Here is a 22,185-nt window from a genome sequence, read left to right on the forward strand (position 1 = left end):
AGCGAAGCGACCGACACCGACGACTTTTCCACGTCCGCCCGCGGAGGGGCGGGCATGCTCCGATACGTCACCACGAACGCGGGGAAGGTCCGCGAGGCGCTTTCGTACCTCGACGACGACGTGACCCAACTCGACTTCGACTACACCGAGGTGCAGGCGTCCGACCTCGGCCCCATCGCGGCCCACGGCGCGCGCGAGGCGTACCGCTACGCCGACGAACCGGTGCTCGTGGACGACGCCGGGCTCTTCATCGACGGCTTCGAGGGCTTCCCCGGCCCGTACTCCTCGTACGTCGAAGACACCCTCGGCGTCGAGGCGGTCCACCGACTGGCCGCGGCCGAACTCGACGAGCCGCGTCGGGCGTCGTTCCGCTGTGTGCTCGCGTACTGCGACGGCGAACCGTTCGAGGCGAGTCCGGACCCGATAGACCGCGACGACCGGACCGTCGCGGCCGCCCGCGGCGCGGAACAGGACACAGAGGAGACTGAGGCGCTCCCGGTGAAGCTCTTTACCGGAAGCGTCAACGGTCGCATCGTCCCGCCGCGCGGCGAGGGCGGCTTCGGTTACGATCCCATCTTCGAACACGACGGCACGACGTTCGCGGAGATGAGCGCCGAGGAGAAAAACGGCATCTCCCACCGCGGGCGGGCGTTAGCGAAGTTCGCGACGTGGTACGCCGAACGTTAGTGAGGCGTACGTCGTCGGGCGCGAAGCGTCCGACGGAAGTTCGCCGAGCGGTAGCGAGGCGAATCTCATCGGGCGAACGGCCTGAACGGGAGCGGCCGGCGACCCCGCCACCGGCCGCTACGTTTACCCCGCCGGAGCGACCCCGAGACGCATGGACCCGAGCGACTTCTTCGAGGGCGGGACGGTCACCGTCTCGGCGGCGACCTACGCGGTCGTCAAGGCCGAGCGGGGCGACCCGGACGCCTTCGCGACGATTCGAGACGACGAGGAGACGACGGTGGTCGTCGAGGAGGAGCGCGTCGACGAGGCGACCGCCATCGACGTCGAGCCGGGCTGGAAGCGACTCACCTTCGAGATGGTCCTGCCGTTCGAACTCGTCGGTTTTCTGGCGCGGGTCGCGGGCGCGCTCGCCGAGGAGGACATCTCGGTGTTCGCGCTGTCGGCGTACTCGACCGACCACGTGCTCGTCCGCGAGGGCGACGTGGCGGCGGCCGAAGCGAAGCTCGAATCCCTCGGCTGTGCCGTCGAGCGCGCCGAGGGGTTCGGAGACGGGAACTGACGCCGAAACCGGCGCGCGGGCGAACAGCTTGATACGTTCGGCGGTGAGACATTAGCCACGATGTCCCCCGCCTGCGACGAGCACCCTCCGCTCGTCACCGACCCCTCCAGCGGTATCGACTGCACGCGCTCCACGACAGCCGGCCCCGTCACGCCCCGCAATCGACAGGGTCCGCACTCAGGGACGACGGGCGCGTACGGAGACGCATGAACCGAGCGAACGTCGTCGCCGCCGGCGCGGCCAGCGGCTACGGCATCGCCGTCTTCGCCGCCATCGCGGTGTTCTTCGGCGACGCCTCGCGGGGCCTCGGCGTGGCCGTCGGCTTCGGTCTCGTGACCGTCCTCGCCATCTTCGCGGTGACGCGCGTCCTCGGCGACTGAGCCGGCCGGCCGCGACCCGTCTCGCTACGCCCGCGGGTCGCGGTCCGGGCCGGGGTACGACCCGCCTTCGACTTCGACGTAGAGGCTCTCCGGCGCGAACAGCGACGCGAACGCCTTCGGATGGCGGATGCTGACCGGGAAGCGACCGCCGAGCGCCGCGCCCGCCCGCGCCGAGCTGAGTCGGTCGTCGAACGTCAGCAGGTGCATCGCGCCGCCGCGGTAGGCCGACGCCAGCGCGGGGTTGTCGCCGTCGGGGTGGGAGACGAGTTCGGCCCACGAGTCGACTTTCTCGCGCCAGTCGGCCGCGAGGTCGGCGTCCGCGAGCGACGAGACGACCGCCTCGGCGTCGTCGAGAAGCGGGTCGCTGGCGACGAGCGTCGTCCACGAGTGCCGCCGGAGGTGGTCGAGCGCCGCTCTCGCGGGGCCGTCGGCGAGGAGGTCGGCCGCGAGCACGTCGGCGTCGGCGACGACCCGCGCGGGCGAGGGCTCCGTCTCAGGCATCGTCGCCCCGGCGGGCGCGGAGCGCCTCGGTGATGTCGGCTTCGGTCGTCTCGTAGGCGGCGGCGCGGGCGAAAAGCGATTCCCAGCTCATGGGCGCTAGCACGGAGGGGGTCGAAAAGAATCCGACGCAACCGATTTTCGGCGCGAGTCGTTTCGAATCCGCGCAATTGAAATGAGTTGTGGTTACGTCACATGGGAAACAGTTATTCCCCGTTCGGCGAACCACAATGCATGGCGATAGAGCGACGGCGCTTCTTACAGGCGGCCGGTGTCGGTGCGGTTCTCGGACTGAGCGGATGCACGGGGAACACGAGTCCCACGGAGGCGAACAACGAAACCTCGGAGGCGTCCGGGGGGAGCCAAAGCGAAGGCGAGAGCGGCGCGGCCCGTGAACTCACGCTGGCGACGACGACGAGCACGTACGACACGGGACTGCTGGACGCCCTGAATCCGGTGTTCGAGGAGAAGTTCAACGCCCGGGTGAAGACCATCTCGCAGGGGACCGGCGCGGCCATCGAGACGGCGCGAAACGGCGACGCCGACGTGATTCTCGTCCACGCCCGCGGCGCGGAAGACGAGTTCCTCCGGGAGGGCTACGGCGTCAACCGCCGCGACGTGATGTTCAACGACTTCGTCATCGTCGGGCCGGCCGACGACCCCGCGGGCATCTCGGGGATGGAGAGCGCGACCGACGCCTTCGCGACCATCGCCGAGGCCGGAGCGACGTTCGTCTCCCGCGGCGACGACTCGGGGACGAACAAGAAGGAACTGCTCATCTGGGAGGCCGCCGGCGTGTCGCCGTCGGGGTCGTGGTACCGCGAAATCGGGCAGGGCATGGGCGACACGCTCGTGCAGGCCGACCAGTCGGGCGCGTACACGCTCTCCGACCGCGGGACGTTCCTCGCGACGCAGGACAACATCGACCTCGAAATTCAGGTGCAGGGGCCGCTCAAGGACGGCCCGACCATCCTGAAGAACCCCTACGGCGTCATCCCGGTGAACCCCGCGAAGTACCCCGACGTGAACTACTCGCTGGCGATGGCGTACGCCGGCTTCCTCACGGGGCCGGAGGGACAGGAGATAATCAGCAACTACACGGCTAACGGGTCGCAGTTGTTCTTCCCCAACGCGCTCTCGGAGGAGCCGCAGTTCGGCCAGTACGTCCCCGAGGACTACGACGGCGGGGAGAACGCCTCCGAGTCGTCGGCGTCGGTCTCCGACGCGCAGTTCGAGTCGTGGGTTGCACAGCACGTCCCCGAGGACTTTTAGTCCGACCGGACCCCACCACCGACCGTGTTCGGCCTCGGCGACCTGAACCTCACCTACCTCGTCAGCATCACGGCTGTCTCGCTGTACGTGAGCACCGCGGCGGTCGCGCTCAGCGCCGCAATCGGCCTGCCCCTCTCGCTTTTGGTCGGCTTTCGCGACTTCACCGGGAAGTCCGCCGTGACCTCGCTCATCTCGACCGGCATGGGCTTTCCGAGCGTCGTCGTGGGGCTCGTCGTGCTCTTGACGCTCTCTCGGTCGGGGCCGCTCGGGGCGTTCGAACTGCTGTTTACGCCCGAGGCGATGATTCTCTCGCAGACCATCCTCGCGCTCCCCGTCCTCGTGAGCGTCTCGCTGTCGGCGGTCCAGTCGGTGCCACAGGACCTCAGAGACGCCGCGTTCGCCGCCGGCGGCACCTCGACGGACGTGGCCCTGCTGGTCGTCCGCGAGGCGCGCTACGGCATCGTCACGGCGCTTCTGGCTGCCTACGGCCGCGCCATCAGCGAAGTCGGCTCCGTGCTCATCGTCGGCGGCAACATCGTCTTCTCGGACAGCACGTCGTTCACGCGGACGCTCACGACGGCCATCACCGTCGAGGCGCGGAAGGGGAACATCGAGACGGGCATCGCCCTCGGAGCCATCCTGCTCGCGCTCGTCCTCGGCGTGAACGCCCTCGGCGCGCGCTTCCGCGACCGGACTCCCGGACGGAACGGGAGGGGACGATGACGGCCGGAGTCCCCGGCGGCGGCGCGTCCGGCGCGTCCGACGGGTCTGACTCCGCATCGACCGGCGCGCGACGCAGTCGGACCCGACTCGCGGCGCGCGGCCTCAGCCACGGCTTCGGCGACGGCGCGGTGCTGGACGACGTCTCGCTCACCGTCGAACCGGGCGAGATTCTCGCCGTCGTCGGTCCCTCGGGAACCGGGAAGACGACGCTGTTTCGACTGCTCGCCATGTTCGAGCGACCCGACGAGGGGGCGGTCGAAGTCGGCGGCGACGACGTGTGGGACCTCCCCGAGGCCCGTCGGCTGGCGGTCAGACGCAGGGTCGGGATGGCCTTCCAGACGCGGAGTCTGTTTTCGACGACGGTCGAAGAGAACGTCTCCTACGGGCTCCGGGTCCGCCGGCCGTGGTCGGCTCGCGTCCGCGACGCGGTCGAGGGGCTGTTCGGCCGCGAGGAGCCGTCAGAGACGGTCGAGGATGCGCTTCGGACAGTCGGGATGTTCGACAAGGTCGACCGCGACGCCGGCTCGCTGTCGGCCGGAGAGGCCCAGCGCGTCGCCATCGCTCGCGCGCTCGCGCCCGACCCCGACGTGTTACTGCTGGACGAGCCGACCTCGAACCTCGACCCGCGGAACACCGCCGCCATCGAGTCGGCGATGCGGGCCGCCCGAGACCGGGGCATCGCCGTCGCGCTCGCCACCCACGACATGCAACAGGCCCGGCGGGTGTCGGACCGAACGGCCGTCATCCTCGGCGGGACGTGCATCGAATCGGGGCCGACCGACGCGGTGTTCGAGTCGCCGGACGACGACCGGGTCCGCCAGTTCGTCGAGGGGAAACTCGTCTACTGAGCGCGGGGTGACCGCGGCAACCTCGCCGTCGGTATAACAGCAGATATTGCGTGTAGATGGCGTGTGACTCCCGTCTGACGCAGATTTAAGGTCCCCCGTACGTACCCGAGCATAGGGCGCGAATTCGGCCTCAGTTCCCATCCTCCCACCGACGCGCCCGGCACGAAAACCACCACCACCATCGTCGTTCTGGTTCCCCCGGTACGACACTCGGCGCCGCCACCACGGCGCTGTTTTCCGAGACCGACTACTCGCCCAGTGACGTCTCGGCCGCGGCGGTCGGCGGGAGGGGTCAGCCGAGCAGTTTCGACCGGACTCGCTCCAGCGCGGTTCGCTCCGTGAGGAGCGCGAGCTGGTCGCCGGGCTCGACGACGGTTCCCGGTAGCGGAATCGTCATCGGCTCGCGCTCCCGGCCGTGGGCGTAGACGCGGCCGTCCGCACCGAGGTCGATGTTGGCGACGTGTTCGCCGACGACGGGCGCGCCGTCGGGGACGCTGACCGTCGTCAGCCGAAGCTGGTCGGTCAGGTCGCCGATGGCGTTGAAGTCGCCGCCGAGAAGCGCCGTCTTCGCGCCGGCCGCGCCGAGGCGTTCGGGGTAGATAATCTCGTCCACGTCGTCGGCGTAGCGCTCGTAAATCTCCTGCCGGTAGTCCTCGCTGATGCGCATGACCGTCCGGCAGTCGTACTCCTTGCCGAGCATGCAGGCCGCGAAGTTGACGTTCGGGTCGCCGGTCAGTCCGCCGACGGCGTCCGCGCCCTCGATGCCCGCCTCCGTCAGCACGCTCTCGGTCCCACCGTCGCCGAGTACGGCTTCGAACCCCTCGTCGCGGGCGCGGTCGACCTTCTTTTCGTCGTTGTCGACGACCGTCACGTCGTGGCCCTCCTCGCGGAGCACGCGAGCGGTCCGCGAACCCACGCGTCCGTACCCAACGATAACGAGTTTCATGGTAGTAGTATACACATCAGGTGGCTAAAAGATGGTCCCCCGTCAGGGGCCGGTCCGTTCGAGTCGCTCCCTGATCGAATCGATGGTGTCGGCGAGCGGCGGCGCTCCGAAGAGGGCGACGAGCACCGCGCCGACCGTGTCGAAGACGAGGTCGACGATGGTGTCGGCGAGTCCGTACTGGACGAGGACGGCCTCAGAGCCGATGGCCTCGGCGGCGAGGCGCGCGCCGAACTCCAGTACCTCCCAGAACACGCCGGCCGCGAGCGTGAAAAGCAGGATGTAGACGAACATGAAGCGGTCGGGGAGGTAGACGGTCTCGGTGTACTCGTCGACGGCCCGCGCGGTGACGTACCCGACGGCCGCGACCACGGTCGCCGAGAGCGTGTGGGTGACGTGGTCCCACCAGTCGATGTAGTTGTACGGGCCGAGCATGCCGACGGCGTGGAGCAACACCGCCAGCGTCAACCAGAGGCCGAGAAGCGGGTGGAGCCGAATCTGCCAGTCGCGGCGGAGCACCGCGGGGAGGAACGTCGCGCCCAGCGCGAGAACCGCGTTGACGACGACGCTCAGGTTCCGCGTGTAGACGCCGACGAGGAAGATACACAGGATGACGACCTGAATCGCCAGCCCCGCGAGTCGCTCGATTCGACGGGGGACCATTACGGTGCGCTACGGCCTGAGCACCCTAAATTCGACCGTGTGACTAGCTAGCACGACCACCGACACCGTTTTTCCTTCAGATTGCATACGACCCACCGATGATGGCCACCACTCACGCCCTCGCGGGTGTCGTTCTCGGCACCGCCGTGTGGGCGCTGGTCCCCGAGGCCGGGATGCTCCCGGTGCTCGCGGCCGCACTCGGCGGCCTGTTCCCCGACTTCGACCTGTACGCGGGCCACCGGAAGACCCTCCACTTCCCCGTGTACTTCAGCGCGCTCGCCGTGCCCGCAGTCGCGGTCGCCGCGCTGAACCCGACCACCACGACGCTCGCCGTCGCGCTGTTCCTCGCGGCGGCCGCGCTCCACTCCGCGTCCGACGTGCTCGGCGGCGGCCTCGAACTCAAGCCGTGGCTCGGCACCTCCGAGCGCGCCGTCTACGACCACTGGAACGGCCGCTGGCTCGCCCCGAAGCGGCTGATTCGCTACGACGGCGCGCCCGAGGACCTCGCGCTGACGCTCGCCTTTGCCGTCCCGCCGGTCCTCGTCTTCGACGGCCTCGCCGAGACGCTCGTCATCGCCGCGGTCGCCGTCTCCGGCGTCTACGTCCTGCTCCGCAAGCCGATGGTCGCTATCGCCGAGACCGCAGTCGACGCGATGCCCGACCACGTCGTCGACTACATGCCAGAGCGGTTCGTCCGCGACTTCCGCTGAGCCGCACCCGATTTTCGAACGCGTTTCGACCCTCGTTACTCCGTGTTCCGGCCGTCGCCGCCTCGAGCCGACGGCCTGCGTGGGTTCTGTCACGGGACAAGACACTTACCCGGCGGCCGCGGGGTCGAACCTGATTACGTCCAGCATGACAGACCAGCGCCGCATCGTCAGAGACGCGTACGACAGCCTCGCCGACGACTACCGCGACCAGCGGAGCGACGACGCGCCCGCGGTGCTCGACGAACTCGCCGACGCCCTCGACTCGGGCGCGCGGGTCCTCGACGCCGGGTGCGGACAGGGGACGCCGGTGACGGACGCCCTCGCCGCCGACTTCGACGTGGTGGGCGTCGATTTCTCCCGCGAGCAACTGCACCTCGCCCGCCAAGACGTCCCGGCGGCGCGGTTCGCACAGGGCGACATGACCGCGCTTCCGGTCCGGTCGGACTCCTTCGACGCCGTCTGCGCCTTCTACTCCGTCATCCACGTCCCAATCGCGGAACACGAGCGGGTGTTCGCGGAGTTCGCCCGCGTCCTCCGACCCGGCGGCACCCTGCTTTCGACCGTCGGCGGCGAGGCGTGGAGCGGCTCGAACCCCGACTGGCTCGACAGCGGCGTCGAGATGCGCTGGAGCTTCCCCGACATCGAGGAGACCTACGAGACGCTCGACGCGGCCGGGTTCGCGGTGGAAGCCGAGTTCGTCGTGGACGACGAGCTGGGGAGTCAGTACCCGTTCGTACTGGCGCGGTACGAGGGCCGAGGCGACTGTTAGCGCGGAGGGGGACACGTCCCTCAGTCGGTCGGCTCCGCGGTCGCCGATAGAGCCGCGTCGGTCCGGGACTCCCGCCGGTGGAGCAGGTACGCACAACACACCGCCACGACCCCCGCGGCGGTGGCGATGCCGAACGCGACGCGGTAGCCGGTCGCCGTGTAAACCCGCGCCCCGGCGACGGTCTCGCCCGTCCAGTAGGCGTCGAGGGCGAGGCCCATCACCGCCGGGAACAGCGCCGCACCGAAGTAGCCCATGCTGTTTATCGCGCCCGTGACGGTCGCGCTCGCGGTGGCGTCGTGGCGCTCCTTGGCGACCGTGAAGGCGATGACGGCCCCGCCCATGACGAACAGCGCCGAGAACAGCAGGACGCCGACCACGAGGAGCGGCGGCGTCACGAGGAGGAAGACGAGCCCGTAGGAGAGGGTGAAGACGGCACAGGAGGCGACGATGAGTTCGGTTCGGTAGCCGATGCGGTCCGAGAGCGTCCCGAGCACGGGCGATCCGAGGAGGAAGCCGACGTTACCGACGAAGACGAAAAGCGAGGCCGTCCGGACCGACACGTCGTAGAGGTCGGCGATGTAGGGGACGCCCCACAGGCCGGTGACGGTGAAGTTCGTTCCCAAGACGAGAAACAGCATCGTCCCCATCAGCCACGTCTCGCCCTCGCGGAGGACGCGCCTCGTGTTCTCGACGACCGCCCCGAGTTCGACCGACGACGCGGGCGGGCGGACGCCGTCGAGGGGGTCGAACCCGGCGTCTCGCGGCCGGTCCCGGACCGCGAGGAACGTCACGACGGCGAGGCCGACGCCGCCGACACCGACCCCGAGGAGGACCGAGCGCCAGCCGACCGCGTCGATTGCGACCGCGAGCGGCGTCGTCGCGAGCACGCCGCCCATCCCCGCCGCGGCGACGGTCCACCCGGTCATCGTGGCGAACTCGTCCGGTCGGTACCAGTTCGCGAGGAACCGGAGCGTCGCCGTGTAGAGGACGCTCCCGCCGAGGCCGAGGAGCGCCCGCGAGGCGAACGCCACCTCGTAGGTCGGCGCGAGCGCGAAGCCGAAGACGCCGAGCGCCATCACGGCGAGTCCGCCGGCGGCGACCCGGCGCGACCCCGCGCGGTCCACGAGGATGCCCGCCGGTAACTGCAGGCCGGCGTAGATGTAGAAAAAGGACGCGTGGAGCATGCCGAGCTCCGCGCCGGTCGTGTCGAACGCCCGCGCGAGGTCGTCGGCGAGGACCGCCGAGGTCACGCGATGGAAGCTGACGAGGAGAAAGCCCGTCGTCAAGAGCGCCCAGAGCGCCCACCGGAGACGTATCGGCGTGGACCGGACTGAGAACCGTGTCATGGCTCAGGCGACACCGCGTGCGTGTAAATGTCTGTCGCGGTCGTTCGTGACGGTCGGAGAGTTATAGTTACCGTGGAGAGGTCGCTCCCCGCGCCGCCGTGAGTTCCACCGGTATCCCCCAAGCGTATAGCGTCGGGGAGGGTGATACGGCCCATGCTCGCATTACTCACGGCTCTCGCAGTCGCGGTCGGCTGTCTCGGCGTCGCCGCCGGGGCGGTCGGAACCCTCGGGGACGCTGACGACGGCGACGACGCCAGCGAGCCTGACGACTCCGAGGATGCCCGCGATTCCGACGACTCCGACAAGTACGATTACGTCGTCGCGAAGGACGGGACCGGAGACTACGAGACGATTCAGGCCGCCATCGACGGTGCGAAGTCGTTCCCGCCGGACCGCATCCGCATCCTCGTCCGCGCGGGCGTGTACGACGAGAAGGTCGAGGTCCACGCGTGGAACCCCGACGTCACCCTCGTCGGCGAGCGCGCCGGGGAGACGGTCATCACCCACGACGACCACTTCGAGAAAATCGACCGCGGGCGCAACAGCACCTTCTTCACCCACACGCTGAAGGTCCGCGGCAACGACTTCCGCGCCCGAAACCTGACCGTCGAGAACAGCGCCGGCCCGGTCGGACAGGCCGTCGCCCTCCACGTCGACGCCGACCGGGCGAGTTTCGAGAACTGCCGCTTCCTCGGCCACCAAGACACCGTCTACGCCGCCGGCGAGGGGGCGCGCCAGTACTTCTCGGAGTGCTACGTCGAGGGGACGACCGACTTCGTCTTCGGCGGGGCGACCGCCGTCTTCGAGAACTGCCGCGTCCACTCGAAAGCCGACTCGTACGTGACGGCCGCCTCCACACCCGAGGACGAACCCTTCGGCTTCGTCTTTCTGGACTGCGAACTGACCGCCGACGCCGACGTGTCAGAGGTGTATCTCGGCCGCCCGTGGCGGAATCACGCCCGAACCGCGTTTCTCCGCACCCGGATGGACTCGCACGTGCTCCCCGCCGGCTGGCACAACTGGTCGCGACCGGAAGCCGAGTCGACGGTCGAATACGTCGAGTACGACAGTCGAGGACCGGGTGCGGAGGGCGAGCGGGTGTCGTGGGCGACGACGCTGACTGAAGACGAGGTAGGGTGGTATTCGAAGGGGAACGTGTTGAGTTCGGAGGGTGATGGAGAGTGGTGGGACTGGGAGGAGTAAGGGTTCGAGCAGGACGGTTCAGTTTCAACCGGAATCTAGCAACCGCTCGGCGACGAGACGCCTCGCTCAACAGTTGAATTTCAAGAAGAGCCTAGGCCGGGATTTGAACCCGGGGTCTCGTCCTTACCAAGGACGCGCTTTACCGCTAAGCTACCCAGGCAGGCATTCCTTGGTTGTCCGGGTTCCTCTTTAGGGGTTTCGATTCGAATCGCCCCGGAACCGTGGTAGCGTATGTCGATTAGCGGTCCGCGGCGGAGGTGACCGCGTCGTCGCCACCGCCGCCTCGGTAGAGGGCCGCGATGCGCTCGACAGTCCCTTCGGAGACGGTCTCGTCGGCCGGGGGGAAGTCGCCGTCGTGGGAGTCGGCCAGCCCGGCGGCGTACTCCACGAGGGCGGTCGGCGGGGCCGAGCCGACGGCCGTGGTGCCGGCGACGACGGCGAGCGTGCAGATGTTCACTTCGAGTTCGCCGTCGAGGCTCGGGCGCTCCGATTCGACGGCCGAGCGGCGGCGGGTCTGGTCGCGGCCGAAGGCGCGGACCGTCTCGACGGCGTGGTCGGCGGCCTCGGTTCGGGCGAGGAGGTAGAAGCCGCGCGAGACGAGCACGTCCGCCGCGAGGATGTCGAGGTCGGCGTCGGTGTCCGCCTCGGGGGAGTCGAGGTGCGACCACGGCTCGTCGTGGGCGAGCGACCGGGTGAGCCGGAGGCCCTCGTAGATGAGTTGCACTCCGGCCGCGCGGGAGGCCAGCCCGTTCAGGTCGACCTTCGGTTCGACGGCCCGCGCGCTCACGAACGTGAGCACTGCCGGCGTCAAGGAGGCGGCGTCGAGGCGTTCGTCCAGCGCCGCGCGGAGGGCCTCGGGCTCGATGTCGGAGAGGGCCTCGCGCGCGGCCTCGCGGGCTCGCACGGCGTCGTCCATCGGCCGAGACTTACGGTTGGGAGGGCAAAGACCTTTGGAAAACCACGGCACAACGGGCGTATGATACGGACGACGGACGACGGCGACCTCCGGGTCGTGACCATCGACCGCCCGGCGCGACGGAACGCCCTCAGACCGACCGACCTCGACGCGCTCGAAGCCGCGGTCGCCGACGCCGACGCGCCGGTCGTCCTCCTCCGCGGGAGCGGCCGGGCGTTCTGCGCCGGCGCGGACCTCGACAGCGTCGCCGACCTCGACGACCCCGAGGCGTTCGCAAAACATGGCCAGCGCGTCGCCGACGCCATCGAATCGGCCGAATCGGTCGTCGTCGCCGGCATCGACGGCGCGGCCCGCGGCGGCGGTGTCGAACTCGCGCTCGCCTGCGACGTGCGGGTGGCCACCCCGCGTGCGACCCTCGGCGAGCCGGGCGTCCGACTCGGCCTGTTCGGCGCGTGGGGCGGGACCGTTCGCCTCCCGCGCGTCGTCGGCGAGGGTCACGCCCTCGAATTCTCGCTTTCGGGCCGCGTCGTCGACGCCGACGAAGCCCTCCGAATGGGTCTCGTCTCCCGAATCGTCGACGACCCGCGTTCGGTCGCGGCCTCGATGGCCGACAACGACCACCGGTCGCTCCGAATCGTCAAGGAGCGACTGCGCGACCGCGGCGACCGGGAAGCACGACTCGACCGGGAAGCCGCCGACTTCGCGGAGTTGCATCGGGCGAACGCCGACGACATCGCGGCGTCGCGCGAAACGTGAGTTTGAGTTCTGTGGACGGGGCGGTTCGACGGCTGGTTAGATATCGAGCGCCGACGGCGCGGGCGGCATCGACCGCTTGTGGGCGCTCCCCTCGACGAGGCCGACCACGCGGTCGACCTGTTCTTCGGTCACGCCGAGGTGCCGGACCGTCGCGGACTTCGAGAGCGGGCCGTCCACGTGGAGCGCGAGAATCGCGTCGAGCGCGTCGTAGGTGAGGCCGAGTTCGCCCTCGTCAGTCTGCCCGGACCACATCTCGGCCGAGGGGGTCTGCAACACGAGGTCTTCCGGCACGCCGACGTGGGCGGCCAGCTGGCGAACCTGCTGTTTGTAGAGGTTCCCGATGGGGTTGCAGTCGACCGCCTGGTCGCCGTACTTCGTGAAGTAGCCGGTCATCGCCTCGGCTCGGTTGCCCGTCCCGAGCACGATGCGGTTCTCGTGGTTGGCGACGAAGTAGTTGAGCACCGCCCGCGTGCGGACGTAGACGTTTCCGGCGGCCATGCGGTCGTCGGCCGCCTCGGGGAACGTGTCGAAGAACGTCTCCGCGATGGGCTGAATCTCGACCACGTCGTACTCGATGCCCAGCATTTCGGCGACGCCCTCGGCGTCGCTCATCATGTCCTCGTCGTTCGCCACGCTCGGCATGACGAGTCCGTGGAGGTTCTCCTTCCCGAGCGCCTCGACGGCGAGGAAGGCGGTGAGCGTCGAGTCGATACCACCGGACAGCCCGATGACGGCCCCATCGGCACCGGCGGCCCCGACGGTGTCTTCGATGAAGGTCGTGATGTGCTCGCGGTGCGCTTCGAGTTCCTCGTCGGACAACAGGAGGTCGAACGGGGCGTCCTCCGAGAGAACGTCGACGGATGTCATGAACCCCGGTTGGTACCGGGGGCCCAAATAGTCACGTGTCACGCGAAAACAATGGACGGCCGTCCAGTTTTCGCGGGGGTTCGATGGGGTGAAGCGCTACGTTCAAGTGCCCCCGCGGTCTACGAATTTTTGCTTCGGAACGCGGTTCGAAGCGGAGCGCGCCGATGTGTTGTCGAGCGAAGTGAGACAACGCGCGGGGCGAACGAATGTGAGCGCCGATGGTCGACTGAACGGAGTGAGGTCGAGTCAGGGGCGCAAGCGAAGCGAAGCGCGCCGATGGGTGACTGAACGAAGTGAAGTCAGCCACGGGGCGAACGAATGTGAGCGCCGATGGTCCAGTGGTAGGACACGAGCTTCCCAAGCTCGGAGCCCGGGTTCAATTCCCGGTCGGCGCATCTTCTGAACGGAACCAGACGAGGAGCCGAACGGCTCCGAGTCCCGTGGAGTGAAGCGATGCGACCGACCTTCGCAAACCTTCGGTTTGCTCAGTTCTGGCGAGAGACCATCTCGCCAATGTGCCGCTCGTTTCACTCGCGGCACTCCCGGTCGGCGCACGAGTCCCGTCTTCGAACAGTAGCCCGCCTCGCCGACTCAGAAAAACAGGTTCTGCACGTCGTCGAACTGCGGCGACTCCGACCGGAACACCGGCTCGCGGGCGGTCTGGCGAATCATCGCGTGGCGTTCGAGGGCCGAGTCGAATTCGAGAATCGCCCGCTCGATGTCGCGGGCGAGCGCGTCGATTTCGCCGTGGAGTTCGTCGTCGTCGGCCATGATACGCGTAGTTAGTCGAGGGCTGGTAAAACGGACTCGGCTACGGGTCGTCACCGGAGCCGCCGGGTGCAGTTCCAGCAGAGGTCGAACGTGGTGTCGGCCTCGTTTTCGGCCCCGCAGTTCGGGCAGATGCGCTCGCCCGTCGGCGTCGTCTGCACGCCGGCCTGCGAGCCGTCGTCGAACGACGCCGCGATTTCGGGGTGGACGTAGCGGTCCGTCCGGGCGGAGTCCCGGCCGGTCCCCTCGCCCATCGTCGGCTCACCGCCGTTGACGAGGTACCGATAGACCAGAAGCTGGAGCAGGGTCAACCCGAGGGCGTAGACGACAATCCAACCCCAGACGTCCATCACACATTGACTTACGTTAGCATGCTATATCGGTTCTTCGGTCGAACGGGTCTGCTGACGCTCTCGGCGGTGGTCGCGGGCGATGCCGGCGGGGCGGCTTCGCGTCGAAAAGGGTTACTCGCGCCGGTGGGAGTCCACCGGGCCGTCGAGGTCGCGGTCGAACTCGTCGAAGGCCTCGATGTCGTCGGGGAGCTCGTAGGGAATCTCGCGCTCGTCGGCGCGGCGCTCGCCCCCGGCGTCGAGCGGTTCGGCGACCTCCTCGAAGCCGGGCTTTACTTTCACGCTCTTGGCGGGGGAGCCGACCGCGATGTGGTGGGCGGGCACGTCGCCCTGCACGACCGACCGCGCGCCGACGATGGCGTTCTCGCCGACCGAGACGCCGGCGTTCACCATCGCGTCGTAGGTGATGCGCGCGTCGTCGCCGATGGTCGTGTGGTAGTTCCTGACCTCGGTCTGGTCGACGGTGTCGTGAGAGTGGCTGTAGATGTGGGCGCTGTCGGAGATGGAGACCCGGTCGCCGATGGTGAGTTTCCCGCGGTCGTCGAGGTGGACGTCGTCGTGGATGACCGTGTTGTCGCCGACGGAGATGTTGTGACCGTACGAGAAGGTGACGCCCTTGAAGATGCGGAGGTTGTCGCCGGCCTCCGCGAACAGGTGGTCGGCGAGCATCTGTCGGAACCGGAGGGCGAAGGCGACGTTGTCGGCCATCGGCGTCGCGTCGAACTGCCGCCAGAGCCACTGGAGGTGTTTCGAGCGCTTGAACTTCTCGTCGTCCTTCTCGGCGTAGTACTCGGCTTCGAGCGTCGCGTTACAGGGGTCGTATCCCTGCAGTCGGACCCGCGTCGCGGGCGAGACGGGCTTGCCGTTCTGCCAGCGCTCCCACGCCTCGCGGTCGCCGAACAGGTCGATGAGAGTGTCCCGAACGACCGTGCAGGTGTCTTCGTCCGAGGCGAGCCGACCGTCGACCTCGTCGATAAACGCCTGTAAGCCTTCTTCGGCGTCCTCCGGAAGCGAAACGTGGACCTTCGTCATTGCACCGTCGTAAGCCGTCGAGATTCAAAGGGATTCGGTTGTGCGAACCCCGCGTCAGGCCTCCTCCGGGCAATACTGGCTGGTTCCGGGCGTTTGCGATGCGTGAAATCGAGCGCCCGCCCGCGGCGGGATTCCCAGCGTACGGGAACAAAACACACGGAATAAGTCGCCCCAATTCGTAGGGCCGGCCATGCACTACCGCGAACTCGGCACCTCCGGCATCGAAGTCAGCGAGGTCGGCTTCGGTGCGTGGGTCGTCGGGACCGACTGGTGGGGCGACCGCTCGGACGAAGACTCCATCGAGATGCTCCACCACGCCATCGAGCAGGGCATCGACTTCTTCGACACGGGTGACGTGTACGGCCACGGCCACTCCGAGGAGGTCGTCGGCGAGGCGCTTGCCGACTACCGCGACGAGGTCACCGTCGCCACCAAAATCGGCTACGACTTCTACAACAACCCGCAGGCCGGCCACGGCGAACTCCCCAAGGAAATCACCGGCGAGTGGGTCCGCGAGGCGACCGAAAAGAGCCTCGAACGCCTCGACATGGAGTACGTCGACCTCCTGCAACTCCACAACGCGAACGTCGACGAGGTCACGCCCGACGTGCTCGAAGCCCTCGACGAACTGAAAGAGGAGGGTCTCATCGAGGCCACCGGCTGGGCGCTCGGCCCCTCCATCGGCTGGCTGGCCGAAGGCGACATGGCCATCGAAGAGGAGTTCGACGCGCTCCAAATCGTCTGGAACGCCTTCGAGCAGGACGTGGGCAACCACTTCCTCGACACCATCCGCGAGACCGGCTCTCCGACGAGCCTCATCGCCCGCGTGCCGCACTCCTCGGGCCTCCTGAACGAGCAGGTCCGACCCGAGACCGAACTCGGCTCCGGCGACCACCGCGGCTTCCGCCCCGACGAGTGGTACGAGACGGGCTGGGAGAAGCTCGAACAACTCCGCTTCCTCGAACGCGACGGCGAGCGGACGATGGCGCAGGCGTCCATCGCCTACCTCCTCGGCTACGACGAGACCGCGGCCGTCACGCCGACGTTCCGCACGAAAGACGACATCGACGAGTGGGCGAAGGCCTCCGACGTGCCGAAGCTCACCGACGAGGAGATGACCCGCGTCGAGGAGCTGTACGCGGACAACTTCGGCATCGACCGCTTCGACGGCATGGACGCGCTCCGCTCGTCGGTCGACGGCGACGACATCCGCGCGGCCGGCCTCGACAAGCGCGTCGCGAAGGGCGCGCGCAACGAGGCATAATGGGTCGCCTGAAGACCCTCCTCGGCGTCACCGCGGTCGCCCACGTCGCGCTCGCGTGGCTGGTCAGCCTCGACGCCAAGAAGCGCGGCGACGACGCCGGCAAGTGGATTGCGCTGACGCTCCTCACCGGCGTTGTCGGTGCCGCGAAGTACGTCCGCGACGGCCGCTGACGACGGCGGTCCCGCGGCGGCTCAGTCGCGCGTTCGCTCGTTTTGGTTCGTTCTGTTTCCCTCCGTTTCGGACGCTCACGAGGGCTCCCGTTCGATATATATCCAACTTATAAGCCTACTACACCCCCGCCGTCGAACCCGACCGGTACGGTCGCCGCGGTGCGCTCGCGCCGGGGCGACGCGCACACCCGAACATGTCGAATTCAGCATCCCCCTCCCCCGAGACGCGGTCGGAGCGCGCGTACAGAACCTACCCGCTGGGCGTCCGAATCGTCGAGTTCGACGACCCCGACGGAGAGGGCCGGCGGTACGGCTTCCGCGCGCCCGACCACGCGGGCCGCGAGTTCGACGACCCCGACACGGCCGCGCTCTACGCCGACGTCTACTTCGACGTGAACGGGTTCGTCGAGGCCGGCACGGGTGACCGCGGCGTGCCGCCGGAAATCATCCAAGCGGGCCGCGACACCCTCGCGGCGTACTTCCTGACGCAACCCTACGCCGACGCCGACTGGGTGGCGTCGTTCTACGGGAAAAAGCGGGCGCGAATCGAGCGCTACGTCGCGGCCGTCCGACGGCGCGCCGAGGAGATTCGAGACGGGGTCGAGGCGCTCGAACGCGAGGGGAAGCCAGTCGCGGACGACGCGTCGCCCGCGAAGTGAGACCGGACCGCTATATACTCAACAGACCGCTCTCCCCCGGACAGTATTGCAACCTTGTTGTCATATAAATCTACACGGGGGCCGGTTCCGCTTCTTCGGACGCATGGTGGAATTCACTCGGCGAACCCTCATGGCATCGTCCGTCGCCGCCGCGCTGGGAGCGAGCGTGGCAGGCGTCGGTCAGGCGGCCGACCCCGACGACCCGAACACGCCGCGCGCACCGCTCGTGCGTGGCGAACTCAAGCGGTTTTCGACGACGGCGTTCGGCGCGGAAGTGACCGGTCCGTTCGTCTTCGGCGACGGGTCGCTCCTCTACAGCCTCCAGCACCCCGACCGCGAGAACCCCGCGCCCTACGACAGGGCGGCGGTCGGCTACTTCTCCGGCTTCCAGTTCTCGTTCGACGGCGAGAGCGACTTCGACGAGCTATCGACGCCCGAGACGGACGCAGAGCGGCGAACGGTCCGGTCCGCCGCCGGCGACTACGAGATTCTGGCCCGCGAGCGCGACGTCATCAACGGCGGGTCGGAACTCCTCGGCGTGCCGCAGACGCCCGACGGGACGAACATCACGAGCGACCAGTTCAGCGGGTCGAAGTACGCCGACGCGGGCTACACCCCCGACTGCAACCAGTTCGTCGCCACGAACGACGAGGAGACCGAAGGCTACCTGTTCACCAACTGGGAGGCGAGTCCGGGTAACGTCTCGCGGATTCCGCTCAGTCGGGACGACGACGGCTCGTGGACCGCCGACCTCGAAAACGCGCTGAACCTCGCCAACACCGACGCCCTGCGCGACCTCGGGGGGACGCGAATCAACTGCTACGGCGACCTGAGCCCGTGGAACACGATGCTGTCGGCCGAGGAGAACTACGGCCACCCACGCGTCTCGCTGACCGCGACGGTCGGCGACATCGTCGAGCAGGGCACTGGCAAGGGGCTCCGCGGCGCACACGAGTTCTGGAACCGACCCAACCCGACCGAGATTCAGGCGGCCGTCGACGACTACTACGGCGACGAGTCGTGGTTCGTCCAGAGCTACTGGGCGGTCGCGGGCGTCGAACTCCTCGCGTACTACCTCGGCGCGGAGCCGGTAGACCAGTCCGGCGACGGCAACGACCTGACGCCCATCGGCGACGTCTACCCCAACCCGTACCGCTACGGCTACATCGTCGACGTCCGCGACCCGGCCGCCGAGACCCCCGAGCCGGTCAAGTACTACGTCATGGGCCGGGCCGCGTGGGAGTGCCCCGACGTGCAGTCCGACGAGCGGACGGTCTACCTCGCCTCCGACGGCGACAGCAAGGGCGTCTACAAGTTCGTCGCCGACGAGCCGATTCCGAGCTACGACGACCCGATGGACCTCGCCGGGACGCTCTACGCGCCGTACGTGACGAACCGCGACGCCGCGGTCGACGCGCCCCCGGCCGACGTGAACCTCGAAATCGAGTGGGTCGAACTCGGGCACGCGACCAACGCGGAAGTCGCGGCGTGGGTCGCGGAGTACGACGGCGTCACGCAGGTCGACTACCTCGAAACCCACACGGACTGGACCGAAGGCGACGAGGTGACCCCCGAACTCCTCGAAGCCGCCGACAGGGCGGTCGTCGAGGGGGGCAACCGCGACTACGTCACCGACGAGGAAATCGTCGAGTGGGCCGACCAGTACGAGACGCGCGGCCCCGGCGGCGTCGACGAGGAACTGCGCCGCGTCCCGTTCCTCGAGACCCGCGCGGCCGCGAAGGAAATCGGCGCGACCATCGAGTTCAACAAGGCCGAGGGCATCGACAGCGTCGACGGCGCGGAACCCGGCGACTACGTCTACTTCGGCATCTCAGCACTCAACGACGACATGTCGAACGACGCGGGCGACCTCCAGCTCCAGCGCGTCGACGGGGGCGTCGTCTACCGCGCGGAACTGGAGGCCGACTACGACGTCTCGACGCTCGAACCCGTCATCGTCGGCCCCGACGCGAGCGACCCCGCCGCCGTCGCCGACGACGCGCTCATCAACGTCGACAACCTCGCCGTGCTCGACGACGGCCGCGTGCTCTGTTGCGAGGACGCCGACCAGTTCGGCCGCTCGTACAAAAACGACTGCCTGTACGTCTACACGCCCGAAGACGACGACCGCGGCCACGGGAACGACCCCGACGGCGACGACGCCGACAATCCGGGCCGAGGCGAGGGTGACGGCAATCCGGGCCGAGGCGACGATGACGACACGCCGGGCCGAGGCGACGGGAACGGAAACGGCAACTAACCCGCCTCGCTCGGACGCGGTTTTTTGTATTTCGAGAGACACGTCCGACCGATGGTCCTCGAACGATTCGGTTCGGTACTCTCCCGCGAGGCCCGCGTCGTCGCCCGAAGTCCGCCGCTCTTGGGAGCGGTCACCGGGGCGTGGTTGATGCTCATCGCGCTGATGATGGGGCTCGAAGCGCACCTCGCCGTCGTCTGGTTTCTCGTCGTCGCGCCGACGGTGATGGCGCTGGCGTACGCCGGGCGGCGCGTCCTGCGTCGCGTCCGCGGCGACCCCGACGGCGACGGCGAGTGGACGCGGGCGTCGGACGAGTCCGGGTACGACCCGGTCGACGACGAGTCGGCCATCGAGCGACTGCGGGAGCGCTACGCCGCCGGCGACCTCTCCGACGAGGAGTTCGAGCGCCGCCTCACCAGACTGGTCGAGACCGAGGACCTCCTCGCCGGGTCGCAATCGCGGACGCGGGAACGGGAGCGGGCGCGGGCGACCGACGAGTCGGAACCGACGTTCGAGCGGAACTGAAGCCGATTCGAGACCGAAAAAGCCACAACGCTCGACCGAGTTCGGGACGACTATGCGTAGTTCACTCGTCGACGTGCTCCCGGACCTCCTCGAACTCCTCGTCTTCGGCCTCGGCAGTGCGGGGCTTTCTCTCGCCGGCGCGTACATCGAGCGGTTCGCGTTCGTCACCTTCGAGCAGGGCAACGTCGAAATCGCCGCGTGGGCGGTCGTGATGGGCGCGGTGGCGCTGTACTTCGCGTACAACGTCGGGACCGACAAGGTCCGCCCGAAGCTCCGAGACGTTCGCACCGCGCTCGCGTGAAAAAAGCCGCGTCCCTATTTTGACGTTCGACCGACTCAGGCGAGGAAGACGTGTCGCGGCCGGTCCGCCAGCACGTACACGCCACCGTTTCCTGCGCTCGCTCCGCTCGCTGGCAAACTCTGGACCAAAAAGGTTCGTCACCCCCGTATGGGGGTTCCTCACCCCGCTCCCGATGGTCGCGGAGCTACGCTAAGAACACGTGTCGCGGCCGGTCCGCCAGCACGTCGCGGCCCCACTGGACCGTGTCGCGGAACGCGTCCGAGCGGAAGAACTCCATCGCGTCGTCCTGCGAGCGCCACTGGCTGGCGATGAACATGTCGTCTTCGTCCTCGACGTTGACCATCAGGTCCGTGTCGAAGTGGCCGTCCATCTCTTCGAGGAGGCCGCCGACGGTGCCGAACTTCTCGACGAAGTCGCCGCGGTGTTCGGACTTGACGGTGTAGAACATCCCCATCGTGCCGAAGCCGGACTCCTCGCCGGCGCGCTCGACGATGCCGGGAAGCTCCGAGAGGAAGCCCGCGGCGGTCTCGGCGGCCGACGCCGTCTCCCAGATGGAGACGACGGCGACCCGGCCGCGCTCGTTGGCCTCGTAGACGGCCGTCTTGACGTGCGTCGGGTAGTGGTCGAAGTTGCCCCGGAGGCCCTCGACTTCCTCGAACAGCTCGTCGGCGTCGGCCTCGGAGTAGAGCACCGTCGCGTACACGTCCTCGCCGTGGGGCTTGCCGGCGTAGATGTTCAGGTCTTCGAGCTGTCCCCGGATGTCCTCGTCGGCGCTCTCGTCGCCGCCGTCGTCGCCGTGGTGGTGTCCACCGTCGTCGCCGTCGCCGTGATGGTGGCCGTCGCCGCCGTGTGCGTGCGCGCCGTGGTGGGACTCGTCGCCGAACTCGCTCGTCGGGACGCCGTCGCCCGCGAGGAACGCGCCGAGGTCCGACGGCGGGAAGCGCCGCCCGACGTAGAACTGGCCGAACTCGCCGTACTTCGAGGACACCTCGTCGAAGCGCATCTCGTAGACGATGTCCTTGATGTCGGTCGGGTCGTCGCCGAACAGCGTGACGCCCCACTCGTAGTCGTCGAAGCCGACCGAGGAGGCGATGACCTGCTTGATTTTCCCGGCGTACTGCCGGCCGGTGTCGCCGTGGGTGGACATCAGGTCGCGGCGCTCGTCGAACGAGAGGTCGTACCAGTTGTGCTCCTCGCCGCGGCGCTTCGACATCGGGTAGAAGGACATGTAGGTGTCCTCGGGGATGTCGGGCTTGAGCTTGCCCTCGATGTAGCGGAGCAGGCCGGTGTCGATGTCCTCCTCGTTGCCCTCGAAGTAGTCGTCCGAGACGTAGCCGGACACCTCGGTGACGGAGACGTAGGAGGTCGGCTGTTCGGTGAAGGCCGCGAGCGCGGTCTGCTCGAACTGCCGTTCGGCGCGCGAGACGTCGTCCAGCGTCGGCCGGAAGTGGACGACCACGAAGTCCGCCTTGTGGCCGAGGACGGAGAAGACGGCGGACGCGCCCGCCTCGGCGTCCTCGACCGCCTCGTGGGCGTCGAGGTACGCGACGCCCTCCTCGATTGCGCGGCGGCGCTCGTGTTCGGGCGCGTCACGCCACGCGTCCCAGTCGACGGTTCGGAAGTCGTGCAGCGCGAACCAGCCCTCGTCGGTCTGTGGGGCCTCTACCATACCGTGGCCTAGGGAGTCATCCGGTATTGAAGTTGCGAGTCGTTTTCGCG

Annotated in this window: 26 protein-coding genes and 2 tRNA genes; 17 read left to right on the plus strand and 11 right to left on the minus strand. The window is 68.3% G+C overall.

Annotation, left to right across the window (positions count from 1 at the left end; translation table 11 throughout):
- The first annotated feature begins 54 nt into the window (after positions 1–54).
- From C438_RS01435 to C438_RS19575, 3 genes are all read left to right on the plus strand, one after another.
- On the plus strand, positions 55–687 hold the full coding sequence (locus tag C438_RS01435) for a non-canonical purine NTP pyrophosphatase (RefSeq protein ID WP_004967455.1): 633 nt from the start codon (positions 55–57) through the stop codon (positions 685–687).
- 151 nt (positions 688–838) lie between these two features.
- Positions 839–1,246 (plus strand): ACT domain-containing protein, encoded by a 408-nt coding sequence (locus C438_RS01440; RefSeq protein WP_004967456.1) that lies wholly within the window; start codon positions 839–841, stop codon positions 1,244–1,246.
- A 206-nt stretch (positions 1,247–1,452) separates the two neighbouring features.
- Positions 1,453–1,626: a hypothetical protein gene (locus C438_RS19575; protein WP_004967457.1), complete on the plus strand. Its 174-nt coding sequence runs from the start codon at positions 1,453–1,455 to the stop codon at positions 1,624–1,626.
- A gap of 24 nt (positions 1,627–1,650) precedes the next feature.
- Here the strand turns inward: C438_RS19575 and C438_RS01445 are convergent, their stop codons facing one another.
- Positions 1,651–2,127, minus strand: coding sequence for a PIN domain-containing protein (locus C438_RS01445; protein WP_004967458.1), 477 nt, complete (start codon positions 2,125–2,127; stop codon positions 1,651–1,653).
- A gap of 231 nt (positions 2,128–2,358) precedes the next feature.
- Between C438_RS01445 and C438_RS01450 the strand changes: the two genes are divergently transcribed.
- The 3 genes from C438_RS01450 to C438_RS01460 are packed head-to-tail and all read left to right on the plus strand — an operon-like array spanning position 2,359 to position 4,967.
- Complete coding sequence (locus tag C438_RS01450; protein WP_004967459.1) at positions 2,359–3,396, plus strand: substrate-binding domain-containing protein; 1,038 nt, start codon at positions 2,359–2,361, stop codon at positions 3,394–3,396.
- A 24-nt stretch (positions 3,397–3,420) separates the two neighbouring features.
- Complete coding sequence (locus C438_RS01455; RefSeq protein ID WP_004967460.1) at positions 3,421–4,119, plus strand: ABC transporter permease; 699 nt, start codon at positions 3,421–3,423, stop codon at positions 4,117–4,119.
- Positions 4,116–4,967, plus strand: coding sequence for an ABC transporter ATP-binding protein (locus C438_RS01460; RefSeq protein WP_004967461.1), 852 nt, complete (start codon positions 4,116–4,118; stop codon positions 4,965–4,967). The genes C438_RS01455 and C438_RS01460 overlap by 4 nt, the downstream gene beginning before the upstream one ends.
- Positions 4,968–5,259: 292 nt before the next feature.
- On the opposite strand, the gene C438_RS01465 is transcribed toward C438_RS01460, so the two are convergent.
- Positions 5,260–5,913, minus strand: coding sequence for a potassium channel family protein (locus C438_RS01465; protein WP_004967462.1), 654 nt, complete (start codon positions 5,911–5,913; stop codon positions 5,260–5,262).
- Positions 5,914–5,955: 42 nt separating this feature from the next.
- Positions 5,956–6,573 carry a hypothetical protein gene (locus tag C438_RS01470; RefSeq protein WP_004967463.1) on the minus strand — a complete coding sequence of 206 codons (618 nt, stop codon included), beginning with the start codon at positions 6,571–6,573 and terminating at the stop codon, positions 5,956–5,958.
- 98 nt (positions 6,574–6,671) lie between these two features.
- Between C438_RS01470 and C438_RS01475 the strand changes: the two genes are divergently transcribed.
- Both C438_RS01475 and C438_RS01480 read left to right on the plus strand, forming a co-directional pair.
- Positions 6,672–7,283, plus strand: coding sequence for a hypothetical protein (locus C438_RS01475; protein ID WP_004967464.1), 612 nt, complete (start codon positions 6,672–6,674; stop codon positions 7,281–7,283).
- 145 nt (positions 7,284–7,428) lie between these two features.
- Positions 7,429–8,052: a class I SAM-dependent methyltransferase gene (locus tag C438_RS01480; RefSeq protein ID WP_004967465.1), complete on the plus strand. Its 624-nt coding sequence runs from the start codon at positions 7,429–7,431 to the stop codon at positions 8,050–8,052.
- A gap of 20 nt (positions 8,053–8,072) precedes the next feature.
- Here C438_RS01480 and C438_RS01485 read toward each other — a convergent pair whose 3' ends face one another.
- Positions 8,073–9,398: an MFS transporter gene (locus C438_RS01485; RefSeq protein ID WP_004967466.1), complete on the minus strand. Its 1,326-nt coding sequence runs from the start codon at positions 9,396–9,398 to the stop codon at positions 8,073–8,075.
- 153 nt (positions 9,399–9,551) lie between these two features.
- On the opposite strand from C438_RS01485, the gene C438_RS01490 reads away from it, so the two are divergent.
- Positions 9,552–10,601 carry a pectinesterase family protein gene (locus C438_RS01490; protein ID WP_004967467.1) on the plus strand — a complete coding sequence of 350 codons (1,050 nt, stop codon included), beginning with the start codon at positions 9,552–9,554 and terminating at the stop codon, positions 10,599–10,601.
- Between the two features lie 88 nt (positions 10,602–10,689).
- Here C438_RS01490 and C438_RS01495 read toward each other — a convergent pair.
- Together C438_RS01495 and C438_RS01500 are read right to left on the minus strand one after the other, a co-directional pair.
- A tRNA-Thr gene (locus C438_RS01495) sits at positions 10,690–10,761 on the minus strand.
- Positions 10,762–10,839: 78 nt separating this feature from the next.
- Positions 10,840–11,517, minus strand: a complete 678-nt coding sequence (locus C438_RS01500) for a DUF7114 family protein (RefSeq protein WP_004967468.1) — start codon at positions 11,515–11,517, stop codon at positions 10,840–10,842.
- 60 nt (positions 11,518–11,577) lie between these two features.
- On the opposite strand from C438_RS01500, the gene C438_RS01505 reads away from it, so the two are divergent.
- Positions 11,578–12,273: an enoyl-CoA hydratase/isomerase family protein gene (locus tag C438_RS01505; protein WP_004967469.1), complete on the plus strand. Its 696-nt coding sequence runs from the start codon at positions 11,578–11,580 to the stop codon at positions 12,271–12,273.
- 36 nt (positions 12,274–12,309) lie between these two features.
- Here C438_RS01505 and C438_RS01510 read toward each other — a convergent pair whose 3' ends face one another.
- Positions 12,310–13,140, minus strand: a complete 831-nt coding sequence (locus C438_RS01510) for an NAD+ synthase (RefSeq protein ID WP_004967470.1) — start codon at positions 13,138–13,140, stop codon at positions 12,310–12,312.
- Between the two features lie 324 nt (positions 13,141–13,464).
- Between C438_RS01510 and C438_RS01515 the strand changes: the two genes are divergently transcribed.
- Positions 13,465–13,535, plus strand: a tRNA-Gly gene (locus C438_RS01515).
- A 196-nt stretch (positions 13,536–13,731) separates the two neighbouring features.
- Here C438_RS01515 and C438_RS01520 read toward each other — a convergent pair.
- The 3 genes from C438_RS01520 to C438_RS01530 all read right to left on the minus strand — a co-directional run bounded on the left by C438_RS01520 (position 13,732) and on the right by C438_RS01530 (position 15,290).
- Positions 13,732–13,911, minus strand: coding sequence for a hypothetical protein (locus C438_RS01520; RefSeq protein WP_004967471.1), 180 nt, complete (start codon positions 13,909–13,911; stop codon positions 13,732–13,734).
- A 50-nt stretch (positions 13,912–13,961) separates the two neighbouring features.
- Positions 13,962–14,258 (minus strand): DUF7577 domain-containing protein, encoded by a 297-nt coding sequence (locus tag C438_RS01525; RefSeq protein ID WP_004967472.1) that lies wholly within the window; start codon positions 14,256–14,258, stop codon positions 13,962–13,964.
- 114 nt (positions 14,259–14,372) lie between these two features.
- Positions 14,373–15,290 carry an acyltransferase gene (locus tag C438_RS01530; RefSeq protein WP_004967473.1) on the minus strand — a complete coding sequence of 306 codons (918 nt, stop codon included), beginning with the start codon at positions 15,288–15,290 and terminating at the stop codon, positions 14,373–14,375.
- 190 nt (positions 15,291–15,480) lie between these two features.
- Here C438_RS01530 and C438_RS01535 point away from each other — a divergent pair, with 190 nt between their 5' ends.
- The 6 genes from C438_RS01535 (at position 15,481) to C438_RS01555 (ending at position 20,466) form a co-directional block, all read left to right on the plus strand.
- Entirely contained in the window at positions 15,481–16,554 is a 1,074-nt protein-coding gene (locus tag C438_RS01535; RefSeq protein WP_004967474.1) for an aldo/keto reductase, read from the plus strand.
- On the plus strand, positions 16,554–16,724 hold the full coding sequence (locus C438_RS19580; protein ID WP_004041755.1) for a hypothetical protein: 171 nt from the start codon (positions 16,554–16,556) through the stop codon (positions 16,722–16,724). Before C438_RS01535 ends, C438_RS19580 begins: the two co-directional genes overlap by 1 nt.
- 194 nt (positions 16,725–16,918) lie before the next feature.
- Positions 16,919–17,383 carry a hypothetical protein gene (locus C438_RS01540; protein ID WP_004967475.1) on the plus strand — a complete coding sequence of 155 codons (465 nt, stop codon included), beginning with the start codon at positions 16,919–16,921 and terminating at the stop codon, positions 17,381–17,383.
- A 103-nt stretch (positions 17,384–17,486) separates the two neighbouring features.
- Positions 17,487–19,643, plus strand: a complete 2,157-nt coding sequence (locus C438_RS01545) for an alkaline phosphatase PhoX (protein WP_049917636.1) — start codon at positions 17,487–17,489, stop codon at positions 19,641–19,643.
- Positions 19,644–19,694: 51 nt separating this feature from the next.
- Entirely contained in the window at positions 19,695–20,165 is a 471-nt protein-coding gene (locus C438_RS01550) for an SHOCT domain-containing protein (RefSeq protein ID WP_004967477.1), read from the plus strand.
- A gap of 52 nt (positions 20,166–20,217) precedes the next feature.
- Positions 20,218–20,466 (plus strand): hypothetical protein, encoded by a 249-nt coding sequence (locus tag C438_RS01555; RefSeq protein WP_004967478.1) that lies wholly within the window; start codon positions 20,218–20,220, stop codon positions 20,464–20,466.
- A 184-nt stretch (positions 20,467–20,650) separates the two neighbouring features.
- Here the strand turns inward: C438_RS01555 and C438_RS01560 are convergent, their stop codons facing one another.
- Complete coding sequence (locus C438_RS01560) at positions 20,651–22,135, minus strand: heme-binding protein (protein ID WP_004967479.1); 1,485 nt, start codon at positions 22,133–22,135, stop codon at positions 20,651–20,653.
- Between the last annotated feature and the right edge of the window lie 50 nt (positions 22,136–22,185).

This window comes from Haloferax denitrificans ATCC 35960 (assembly GCF_000337795.1).
GTDB lineage: Archaea > Halobacteriota > Halobacteria > Halobacteriales > Haloferacaceae > Haloferax > Haloferax denitrificans.